Origin of the sequence: Prosthecobacter sp., assembly GCF_049294395.1 — a bacterium.
Lineage (GTDB): Bacteria > Verrucomicrobiota > Verrucomicrobiia > Verrucomicrobiales > Verrucomicrobiaceae > Prosthecobacter.
Genome location: NZ_JBAQCR010000069.1, coordinates 1 through 10,097, shown reverse-complemented (window position 1 = coordinate 10,097; position 10,097 = coordinate 1). Strand labels below are relative to the sequence as shown.

General features: G+C 58.6%; 10 protein-coding genes. 8 read left to right on the top strand and 2 right to left on the bottom strand.

The annotated features are described in order from the left end of the window. The 4 genes from WAW39_RS04700 to WAW39_RS04685 all read left to right on the top strand — a co-directional run. A partial coding sequence (locus tag WAW39_RS04700) for a copper-translocating P-type ATPase (protein WP_422316292.1) occupies positions 1–1,865 on the top strand: 1,865 nt, incomplete at its 5' end. Positions 1,866–1,873: 8 nt separating this feature from the next. Next, a complete protein-coding gene (locus WAW39_RS04695; RefSeq protein WP_422316290.1) occupies positions 1,874–2,968 on the top strand; it encodes a glycosidase in 1,095 nt (364 codons plus the stop codon). Between the two features lie 31 nt (positions 2,969–2,999). Continuing rightward, positions 3,000–5,324, top strand: coding sequence for a multicopper oxidase domain-containing protein (locus tag WAW39_RS04690; RefSeq protein WP_422316288.1), 2,325 nt, complete (start codon positions 3,000–3,002; stop codon positions 5,322–5,324). Between the two features lie 48 nt (positions 5,325–5,372). After that, positions 5,373–6,653, top strand: a complete 1,281-nt coding sequence (locus WAW39_RS04685) for a type II restriction endonuclease (protein WP_422316286.1) — start codon at positions 5,373–5,375, stop codon at positions 6,651–6,653. A 12-nt stretch (positions 6,654–6,665) separates the two neighbouring features. Here WAW39_RS04685 and WAW39_RS04680 read toward each other — a convergent pair whose 3' ends face one another. Continuing rightward, positions 6,666–7,028, bottom strand: a complete 363-nt coding sequence (locus WAW39_RS04680; protein ID WP_422316284.1) for a hypothetical protein — start codon at positions 7,026–7,028, stop codon at positions 6,666–6,668. Positions 7,029–7,176: 148 nt separating this feature from the next. On the opposite strand from WAW39_RS04680, the gene WAW39_RS04675 reads away from it, so the two are divergent. Next, positions 7,177–7,722, top strand: coding sequence for a hypothetical protein (locus WAW39_RS04675; RefSeq protein WP_422316282.1), 546 nt, complete (start codon positions 7,177–7,179; stop codon positions 7,720–7,722). 89 nt (positions 7,723–7,811) lie between these two features. On the opposite strand, the gene WAW39_RS04670 is transcribed toward WAW39_RS04675, so the two are convergent. Then, on the bottom strand, positions 7,812–8,219 hold the full coding sequence (locus tag WAW39_RS04670; protein WP_422316280.1) for a hypothetical protein: 408 nt from the start codon (positions 8,217–8,219) through the stop codon (positions 7,812–7,814). Positions 8,220–8,426: 207 nt separating this feature from the next. Between WAW39_RS04670 and WAW39_RS04665 the strand changes: the two genes are divergently transcribed. The 3 genes from WAW39_RS04665 (at position 8,427) to WAW39_RS04655 (ending at position 9,601) form a co-directional block, all read left to right on the top strand. Further along, a complete protein-coding gene (locus tag WAW39_RS04665; protein WP_422316278.1) occupies positions 8,427–9,023 on the top strand; it encodes a hypothetical protein in 597 nt (198 codons plus the stop codon). 121 nt (positions 9,024–9,144) lie between these two features. Then, on the top strand, positions 9,145–9,279 hold the full coding sequence (locus WAW39_RS04660) for a hypothetical protein (protein WP_422316276.1): 135 nt from the start codon (positions 9,145–9,147) through the stop codon (positions 9,277–9,279). Positions 9,280–9,331: 52 nt separating this feature from the next. After that, complete coding sequence (locus tag WAW39_RS04655) at positions 9,332–9,601, top strand: hypothetical protein (RefSeq protein ID WP_422316274.1); 270 nt, start codon at positions 9,332–9,334, stop codon at positions 9,599–9,601. Positions 9,602–10,097: the final 496 nt, after the last annotated feature.

Genomic DNA, 10,097 nt, shown 5'->3' with positions numbered 1-10,097 from the left:
GGACGCAGTTCATCCTCAGCACGCCAGTCGTGTTGTGGGCTGGCGCACCTTTTTTCCGCCGGGGCTGGCGCTCATTGCTCACGCGCCACTTCAACATGTGGACGCTCATCATGCTCGGCGTGGGTGCCGCTTATTTGTTCAGCGTGGTGGCGATGCTCGCGCCAGCGGTGTTTCCTGAGTCCATGCAAATGCACGGCAAGGTGGGCATTTATTTCGAGGCGGCGGCTGTCATCATCGTGCTCGTGTTGCTTGGTCAAGTGCTCGAACTCCGCGCCCGCAGTCGCACCGGCAGCGCCATCAAAGCATTACTGAATCTCGCGCCGCCGACGGCTCGGCAAGTTGCTGACGGCGGCGATAAAGAAGTCCCGCTCGATCAAGTCAAAGTCGGCGACTTGTTGCGGGTGGTGCCAGGAGACAAAGTGCCGGTGGATGGCACAGTGACCGAGGGTCATTCCAACGTGGAGGAGTCCATGATCACTGGCGAACCGTTGCCGGTAGAGAAGAAGGTCGGCGACAAGGTGACGGGCGGCACGGTCAATGGACCCGGCAGTTTCGTCATGCGCGCCGAGCGCGTGGGCAGCGACACATTGCTCGGTCAGATCGTCAACATGGTGGCTGAGGCCCAGCGCAGCCGCGCGCCCATTCAAGGTCTCGCCGACAAAGTCGCGGGCATATTCGTGCCCGTGGTGCTGGCGGTTTCCGTGCTCACCTTCGTTCTGTGGATGTGGCTTGGGCCAGAACCAAGACTCGCACACGCCATAGTCAACGCGGTTGCAGTTCTCATCATCGCCTGCCCCTGTGCGCTTGGGTTGGCGACGCCCATGTCCATTATGGTCGGTGTGGGACGCGGCGCGCAAGAAGGTGTGCTGGTGAAGAACGCCGAGGCACTTGAGCGCTTGGAGAAGATCACCACGCTGGTTGTGGACAAGACGGGCACGCTTACCCAAGGCAAACCCAAGCTCATGGATGTCCATCCAGCCGGGGGTTTTGACCCAGAGGAATTCCTGCGTCTCGCCGCCTCACTGGAGCAGAACAGCGAGCACCCGCTCGCCGCTGCGATTGTGCAGGGCGCGAAGGATCGAGGTGTCGTGTTCGAGGCGGTGACAGACTTTCGCTCAGTCACAGCGGGCGGCGTTATCGGCACCATCGCGGGTCATGCGGTGATGATCGGCAAACCGGCTTTCCTGCGGAACGAAAAGATCACCGGCTTGGAGCCGCTTGAAACCGCGTCCACGAAACTTCAGGAGGAAGGCAAGACCGCGATGTATGTCGCCATTGATGGCAAACCGGCGGGAGTCCTCGCCGTCGCCGACCCCATCAAATCCACCACCCCCGAAGCCATCCGTGATCTTCAAGCGTTGGGGCTAAAAATCGTCATGCTCACCGGCGACAACCGCCGCACCGCCGCTGTGGTGGCGAAGCAACTCGGTCTTGATGCGGTGGAAGCCGAGATCGAACCCGCCGGAAAAGTCGCCCATGTGAAGAAGCTGCGCGAGGAAGGCAAACACGTCGCGATGGCTGGCGACGGCATCAACGACGCACCCGCGTTGAGCGAAGCGGAAGTCGGCATCGCCATGGGCACCGGCACCGATGTCGCCATGCAAAGCGCAGGCGTGACGCTGGTCAAAGGCGACCTGCGCGGCATTGCCAAAGCCATCCGCCTCAGCCGCGCCACCATGCGCAACATCAGGCAGAATCTCTTTTTCGCTTTTCTCTACAATGCCCTCGGCATTCCCGTGGCGGCGGGTGTGTTGTATCCCTTCTTCGGCCTGCTGCTCAGCCCCATGCTTGCCGGAGCCGCGATGAGCCTGAGTTCCGTGTCTGTCATCACCAATGCGCTGCGGTTAAGGAGAGTGAAGCTATGACCGTTGCGATGAAACCACACACTGAACCAGACATCGCGAGCGCCCCCTTCCAGTTGCGGCGACTCGGTGTCGTGATGGAGCCAGAGCCAGGCAATCCGCTGGAGGCAGGCGGCGTGTTGAATCCAGCATCGGCGCGCGGTCGCGACGGGCAGCTCTATCTTTTTCCACGGCTGGTGGCGCAGGGTAATTACTCGCGCATTGGCATCTCGCGCGTGCGCTTCAATGAGGCCGGTGACCCGGTGGGCGTTGATCGACTGGGCATCGCGCTGGAGCCAGAGGCCGATTACGAACTGCGGCCCGATGGAGGCGGTTGCGAAGACCCGCGCATCACATTCATCGAGCCGCTGGATCGGTATGTGATGACTTATACGGCGCTCTCATCTCGGGGACCACGCATCGCTCTCGCCATGTCGGATGATTTGTTTCACTGGGAGCGAATGGGGATGGCCATCTTCATGCCGTATGAAGGCGTGGACTTCAATGATGTCCCCAACAAAGACGCCTTGCTCTTTCCCGTCGCCATCTCCGATCCAGACGGACGGCCCGCCATGGCGCTGATCCATCGTCCGCTCTTCCCAGGCACGGGGCCGGACGAAACACTTCGCTGCGGCTATCCTCGCGTGATGGACATCCTTCGCGAGAGCATCTGGATTTCCTATCACTCTTTGGTCAATGAGGTCTGCACCAAACACCACCACCTCTGCCACTTCGATTCGCACCGGCGGCTGGCGTGTCCGGTTGCCGCTTGGGAGCAATTAAAAATCGGCGGTGGCACTCCGCCGATCCTGACTCCGCAAGGCTGGCTGTTCCTCTATCACGGCGTGTGTGAGACATCGAACGAATCGGATGCGGGCCGCAGGCTGAGTTACTCCGCAGGGCTTCTCTTGCTGGATGAGAAACATCCGCATCTGATCCGCTATCGCTCACCAGAACCGGTCTTGACGCCTGAGCTGCGCAAAGAACGCGAGGGCATCGTGCCCAATGTCGTGTTTCCGACCGCGATTGACCGGCGGAATGACCTCGGTTTGCCGGGCTGCTTCGATATTTACTATGGCATGGCTGACAACCGCATCGGCGTGGCACGGCTGGACTTGCCAGAGTAATTTCTCAAACAACAACTCAAGAACTCCACAGATGAAAACTAAACTGCTACTTCCATCCCTACTGCTTTGCTTGTTGGGGATTTCCCCCACGGCTCAGGGCCGCACGGTGAACTATGATCTCACCATCTCGGCAATAACCGTGAACTATGGCGGCAAAGAGCGTCCGGCCATGGCGATCAATGGCGGCATCCCCGGCCCGACGCTACGCTTCACCGAGGGAGATGATGCCGTCATCCGGGTGAATAACAAGCTCAATGAAGACACCTCCATTCACTGGCACGGCATCCTGCTGCCGAACGATCAGGACGGTGTGCCGCATGTGAACATGGCACCGATCACACCCGGCGAGACGCGCGAGTTCCGTTTCCGTCTGCGGCATGGCGGCACGTTTTGGTATCACTCCCACAGCGGCTTGCAGGAGCAGCTCGGCGTTTATGGCAGCATCGCCATCACCCCCAAAGGCGGCGAGCGGATCAAAACGGACCATGACCTCGTGGTGGTGCTCTCCGACTGGACCAACGAAAGCCCCTATGACGTGCTGGCGCAGCTCCGCGCGGGCCGCGAAACGCAGCAGATCAAGAAAGGCACGGCGCAAAGCATCGTCGGTGCCATCCAGCACGACGCGCTGCCGGAGATGAACAAGCGCTGGATGAATCGAATGCCACCGATGGATTTTTCCGATGTGGGCTATGACGCCTTTCTCGCCAATGGCAAGCCCGCCGCTGAGTTTGCTGCGCAGCCCGGTGAAACAGTGCGCCTGCGTCTGATCAATGCCAGCGCCGCCAGCTACTACCATCTCGAATATGCAGGCGGGCCGATGAAGATCATTGCCGCTGATGGCACCGATGTTCAGCCGGTGGCCACGGGGCGCTTCCTGTTCGCCATCGCGGAAACCTACGACCTGTTGGTGAAGGTGCCGCAACGCGGCGGAGCCTGGGAACTACGCGCCACCTCGCAGGATGGCACCGGCCACAGCAGCCTGTTTATCGGCCAGGGAGAACGGCACACCGCCCCTGATGTGCCGAAGCCCAATGTCTATAAGCCGATGGCTGGAATGGGCGACATGGGTGGTATGAGCGCCATGTCTGACATGGAAGGCAAAGCTGACACGAAAGGCAAAGCTGACACGAAAGGCAAAGCCGACATGAAGGGCATGGACCACAGCAGCATGGCAGGCATGGGCGAGGGTGACATGGCTGCCCCCGAACCCGCGATGGATCACAGCGCGATGGCAGGCATGAAAGGCATGTCACCACCCAAGTCCACGAAGAAACCTGACGCCATGGCAAACATGAAAGGCATGGACCACAGCACCATGCCGATGCCCGCCGAGAAGCAAAGCAGCGCCGCCACGAACGTCATGCCGCCCATGGCCGGAATGCAGGGCATGGATGACCCGGAGCGGCCCGGCAGCCCGTATGAAAAACTGCGCGCCCTGCGTTCCACCGTGATCTCCGACTCCCGCCCGCTGCGCGAATACACCTTCCGTCTCCAGGGCGACATGATTCGCTTTGTCTGGACGTTGGATGGCAAGACGATTTCCGAGGCAGACATGATCAATGTGCGACGTGGTGAGAAAGTGCGCTTCACCTTCATCAATGATTCGATGATGCACCATCCCATGCACCTGCACGGGCACTTTTTCCGCCTTGTCACCAGCGCTGGAGCTCTCTCTCCCATGAAGCACACGGTGGACGTGCCGCCCATGACCAGCCACACCATCGAATTCGCCGCCGATGAGCCGGGCGACTGGATGATGCACTGCCACGTCCTCTATCACCTGGCCATCGGCATGGGCCGCATCGTTCACTACGAGGATGCCCCGCCCAATCCGCATCTCATGACGGGTGCCATGATGACCGAGCATGATCCAAAACTCTTCTTCGGCGAAGGCATCCTGCTGTCCCAGATGACCGAAGGCACCGCCTCCTGGGAGAACAACCGCAACGGCCTCATGGCCCACTGGCAGTCACGCATTGGCAACGGCAGCAAGACTCAATACGAAATTGGCATCGACTATGACCGCTTCATCAACTCCAACCTCAGCACCTTTGCCAGCTACGAATGGAGCACCGGCATCAACCGGAATCGAGGCATGTTCGGCACCCGCTACCTCCTGCCGTTCCTGATCCAGTCCCAAGCCTCCGTGGACACCGATGGTGACTTCCGCTTCACCGTTAGCAAAGTCTTCCCCATCACCGCTCGCTTCTCTCTGTTTGGCCGTGCCCAGTATGACACCAAAGCCATCTGGGAAACCACAGTTGGAGCTGCGTATCTCGTGCACAAGAACCTCTCGCTCGTGGGCCAGTATCACAATCAGTATGGCTGGGGTGCCGGGGTCGGGTTCCGGTTTTGATTCCTTTTCTTGTAAAAGCATAAGAACATCTGTTAAAGATGTTGGTTGATGATTTCAAACGATGCATTAAAAGACCTGATTACTCTTTGGCGCGAGGACGCTGGCAGTTCCTATCGTACCTGGTTTCTCTGGGAGGAGCGGCTGAAGAATTTTCGTTCCATCCGGCGCGGGTTGGCTGCCGTGGTAACAGATATTGAGCATGGCACGTTTGGCACCGCCTATCGAGGCTCATCGCTGGAGACGGTGGTGCATTCCATCGCGGAACAACGGCAAATCTTCAAAGGAGCAGATCACGCCTTTTTGTGGAAACCGAAACTTCGCATCCCGGACATCTACGAGAACAACGAGAACCAGCGGGCCTTTGGGAGATTCCTCAACACCTGTGACTGCTGCACCTGCGAGGCGGAGATTGTGGCGGCCATTCATGCGCTGGATGCCCGGAAGATCAAAGGGCTGGGACCGGCAGTGGCCAATCTGCTCTATTTCATCCATCCAACGATGGTGTCGCCCTTCAATACCGCGATGGTTAAAGGCTACAATGCGTTGACTGGCGCAAGGGTGAAACTGGGTAGTTGGAAGGAATACCTTGCCATGCGTAGCGGTGTGCTGCGCCTGAATGATGAGCACCGTCCACTGTTCTCCAATGATCTTGGAGCGATCGCTGGATTTCTCTTTGATGTCGGAAGTGGGCGCTACCCACTGCCGCCGACGGACAACGAAGCCTCTGCCAAGGCAGCTTGGGAGGCCGATATGGAAAAAGTTCGCGAGGAGGCAGCCGCCGCCCTTTCCAAACAACAACTCGCTGCACAGGAGGGAGATCGCACCCACACCGAGATTCAAGGCTGGCTGCGTGAGCTGGGCCACGCGCTTGGCTTTGATGTCTGGATCGCCGCCAATGACCGCAGCCGTCCTCTTTGCGGTGGGAAGCTCGGTGATGGCTGTCTGGCAGCCCTGCCTGAACCGCTCGCCTCTGTGGCGGGCATTGAGATGGTTCGTTTGATTGATGTTCTTTGGCTCAACAAGAACAGCCCTGCGGTGGCTGCTGCGTTTGAGGTGGAGCATTCCACCTCAATCTACTCCGGCATCATGCGGATGCTCGACCTCGCTCTGGGAGCAGGTGGAGAATCCGTGCATGGCCTGTTCCTCGTTGCTCCAGACAATCGTGAAGACGAAGTGCGGGCGCAGCTTCTACGCCCGGCCTTCCAGCGCGTGTCTGATTTAAAACTGCGCTACCTGCCCTATGGCGAATTGGAGCAGCATCGTCAATCCATCGCCCGTTTTGGCGAAGGACTGAAGGCCATCCATGCCGTGTCACGCACCTTGGTTTGATCCCACCGCCGGTTATTCCACAATTCGCTTCACCGTATGAATACGAGCGGCTGGAGCTTTGTGTCCGACAATGGCAAAGTGTGTCCAGGTGTCGCGATTATCGATGCTGATGCGCCCCTGCTTCCCGACATGGTCGGCGACTGCCGCGAACAAGCCATGCAGCGTGACAATATAGGAACGGGTGGCAGTGGAGACTTGCACCTTGTGGATTTCGGAATCCGGGTCGTAGCCTAGATCCCGGTCGATGGTAACGAAAAGGTGATCGTGATCGTGCTCAGCATGCAGGGCTGGTATGAAAAGGCCCAGCATTGACACCGCGATAACGGAGAGAAAAAAACGCAGACTGATCTTGGAGGAGAGGGGGTGAGTATTCATATTGAGTCAATAAGCAACCATTGGCCGTTGTCCGTCAATCCAATGTTGAAAAATATGCCGAGGGTTTGGCACCATGGCGGAGTTTGACAAGGATACCGTAGGTGTCGGGGAGAGTCTTTGTCATCTGCTTGCTTCAACCACCACAACCATGAAATCGCACTCCGCAAAAACTGCACATCCCCAGACTCGGTGCCGTTGCTCCCCAGCGCATTTTGTCTTCATCCTGCTCACCACGGCGACCGCAACGCTGGCGGACAACAGCGTCAAGCTCCGAGTCGCCGTCAAAGGCGAGCACAGCGACCCCAAAGGCAGTGTGCAGGAGGTGCATCAGCGCTGGATGGAGGTCTCCGCCACCGCGTTTCATCTGGAAAGACCTGAGAAGATTCGGATTGAATGGACCTTGTTCGGGGACGACTTGACGGCTAAAAAAATCGTCAAGCACGCGTCAGGCGTTGACACAGTGGAACTCACGCAGAGCCAGGCCGCTACGATCAAGACCAAGCCAGCCACCTTCACCTACACGCCCCGCCACAGTGTTAAAACGGGCAGCGGCAGGCGTGCCAGATTCAAAACGGTGGAAGCCACCGGCATTCGTTTGCACGGCTGGGCGGTGCGAGCCTTCATTGGCGACCAGCTCGCGGGCGAAGCCTACAGCATCGAGAGCATCAAAAAGCTGGTGGATGGCTCAAAGTGACCTTGTCAGGACGAACGGTTTGATTTCGCCAATGAAAAGCCCACCGGAGACTCCTCTCCGGTGGGTTGTATCAACACACTCAACTCCTGCTAGTGGCGGGCACTGTGCCCGCCAAAACTTAAATGAATCCCGGGCAGGCTAATGTGACCGCCGCTGTGACTTGGCACATGACCGTAGCTGGGCTGATAGCCACCATGGCCGTAGCCGGACTGGTAGCCGCCATGACCATAATTGGGCTGGTAACCACCATGGCCGTAACTCGAATGCGACGGCGCGTGGCCGTAGCCTGACTGCCCGCCGTGTTGGTAGTAGCCGGAATGGCCCGACTGATAGCCGCCATGACCGTAGCTGGGCTGATAACCACCATGGCCGTAGCCAGACTGGCCGTGTGAGGAATAGTGTCCGCCGCCATGATGGGCGTCTTCGGCCTGTGTGGTGGCAGGAGCGGCAAGGCCAAAAATGGCGGCCAAGGCGAGGGTGGTGATAATCGTTTTCATAGTGATTTGGTGTGGTTTGGTTTCATAGCCTCAAGGCGAGGTGTGTATTTCAGACGCTGCCTTGGGTGCCGTATTCAAAGTGTCTTCATGCGGTAGAACCCCGTCACGAGTTCAAGCCCTCATAATTTCATCAAAAAGTGTGTGGCGGCTGCAATTCGTGAGAAATGCTGAGGGGTTGGGCAACCGGCGGAGTTTATGCCTCATGCCATGAAGCATCCATCCCTGCCAAGCATCACTCTTGTCGCCTCTGCCTTCGTGGCACAGGCGCACGGCTCTGAAACCCACGGTGCCACCGCATTGCCCATGGGCCTTGATCCCGCGCACCTGCACCTGCTGACCAACCACATGCCCATCTTCATAACGCTGTCCGGCTTGCTGGCGCTGGGCCTGGCCCTGCTGTGGAAAAACGCACCGGCCAGGCGTATCGCTCTGGTGCTGCTGCTTGTTGGCACGGTCGGTGGTTTAATGACGTACTGGCTGGGACAGCAGGCGTACAAGCCAGTGCGTGGCTTGGCCGATGAGGTGGGGCAGGACTGGCTGGACCTGCACATGGAGCGCGCAGAACAGATGATCTGGCTCTTTTGGCTCGCTGTCATTACCGCAGCAGGTGCGCTGGTGACGGCTTGGCGGAAAGTTCGCTTTGAGCTGCCCTTGACGCTCACTGCCGGTGCCTTGGCCGCAGCCTCGCTGGCAGTTTCAGGCTGGATCGCCGACGCGGGCGGCAAAATCCGTCACTCGGAAATTCGCGGAGACGCAAAAGCATCTCCTGAAGCTCATTCCGGCACGACACCGCATGAACATTGAGGCAGAAGGTCGGGGGAAATAAAAATAAAAATCGTGAGGGGTATTGAACTGCGCGGCATTGAACCCACTGAACTGCGGGGAACATCTCCGCGCTAACCACCCAATCGAACACCGCAACAATATGAAAAAGCTCATCACATTCAGCCTGGCTCTTGCCGTCACGCTCGCTATCAGCGCCTGCCAGTCGAAAAAAGCTTCCAATCACGAAGGCCACACTCCCCACATCCACGCAGACGGTTCCACGCATTACCATTGATCGTCAGAACTGAACACCACGGAACCATTTTCAAATCTAATCCAGAACGCCCATGAAACAGACCTACAACATCATTTTCGCAGCCTTTGCCGCCGCATTCACCTTGACCGTGGCATCTTCGCTGCGCGCCGATGACGGCCACGATCACGACAAACCCTACAAACCCGGCACCTGCGTCGTCTCCGGCGACAAGCTCGGCGAGATGGGCAAGCCGGTTGTGTTCACTTACCAGGGCCAGGAAATCAAACTCTGCTGCAAGGCCTGCCGCAAAGACTTCGACAAAGATCCCGCCAAGTATCTGAAAAAGCTGGCGGGCAAGTAACTCAGGCTCTGTATTCATCACCGGTCCCGTGCGCTGAAACGGCGGGACCGGCCTTGATCCGCTCACGCTCACTACCCCCGCTATTCTCACATGAAAACAACCTTGGTCATTGTCATTATGCTCCGCCTGGCTCTGCCAGGGACAGTGTGGGCATGCATGATGACCGAACCTGTGTGTGCATGGGTGACTGAGGAGAAAGCAGCGGCAGAAACAGCACATTGCCCCTGCTGCCAGCCAGGAAGCTGCGCTTGCCCGCAACCGGACGATTCCGCCCCTGCCAACCACCCGCCCGCATTTCCGGCACGTTCAGATTTGGCACATGGTTGGGCTGGAGCGCCTGACTCACATGAAAGCCGTGCTTTGATTCCCTCACCGCTCACTTCTGAGCGGCTACGGTTGTCCAGCCTTGATGCTGGACTGCAGCGGCACATGGCAGTGCCGCTGCATATCCGGCACTGCTCGCCCTTGTGGTGACGCCGGGCGTTCCCTGCCCGTG